Source organism: bacterium, from assembly GCA_024224155.1.
Classification (GTDB): domain Bacteria; phylum Acidobacteriota; class Thermoanaerobaculia; order Multivoradales; family JAHEKO01; genus CALZIK01.
Map to the genome: position 1 here is coordinate 1 of JAAENP010000561.1, position 814 is coordinate 814.

Below are 814 nucleotides of genomic sequence, written 5' to 3' on the forward strand. Positions count from 1 at the left end.
AGGAAGTGGTCGTCGGTCAGCCGCGCGTCGCTGATCATGGGACGCCTCAGCGGAAACAGACGCGACCTGGCGAACAGCACGAAGATCGTGCCGAGGCCGCCGAGCAGGACGGCGGTCTCGAAGGTCACGGGGACGAAGGCCGGGGCCGAATTGAGCGGCTTGCCGCCGATGTTCGCCGGCCAGTCGACCGCCGAGGCCCAGACCTGAAACCAGAACATCAACGCCGCACCGGCCATGGCGAAGGCCAGGCAGGCGAAGGGAATGCGCGAGGGCTTGAGCCCCATCGCCCGCTCGAGGCCGTGCACCGGATAGGGCGAGTAGACGTCGATTATCTTGTATCCCCGTTCGCGGCAGGACTGCGTGGCAGCGAGGATCTCCTCTTCCTCCTGGAAGACGGCGTGCAGTCTTCGATTCACGATGTCACTCCCTTCGCCCGGCCATATCCGAGCACGCCCTTGATCTCTCCCATCGCGATCACCGGCAGGAAGCGGCAGAAGAGCAGGAAGAGCGTGAAGAACAGGCCGAAGCTGCCGAGCAAGGTGGCGATCTCGATCTTGGTCGGTACGTAGTAGCTCCAGCTCGAAGGCAGGAAGTCACGGTGGAGCGAGGTGACGATGATCACGAAGCGCTCGAACCACATCCCGATGTTGATGAAGATCGACAGGATCCAGACCACCATCAGGTTCTCGCGGATCTTGCGGAACCAGAAGAACTGCGGCACCAGGACGTTGCACGAGACCATCGTCCAGTAGGCCCACCAGTAGGGTCCCAGCGCGCGGTTCATGAAGGCGAAGTGCTCGAACTCGTTGCCCGA

General features: G+C 62.8%; 2 protein-coding genes. Both read right to left on the reverse strand.

What is annotated here, in order from left to right; all coding sequences use genetic code 11:
- Positions 1-416, reverse strand: a 416-nt coding sequence (locus tag GY769_25640; GenBank protein ID MCP4205308.1) for a DUF3341 domain-containing protein, incomplete at its 3' end; no start/stop codon positions are given.
- On the reverse strand, positions 413-814 hold a 402-nt coding region (nrfD, locus tag GY769_25645; GenBank protein MCP4205309.1), incomplete at its 5' end, for a polysulfide reductase NrfD. The genes nrfD and GY769_25640, both read right to left, overlap by 4 nt.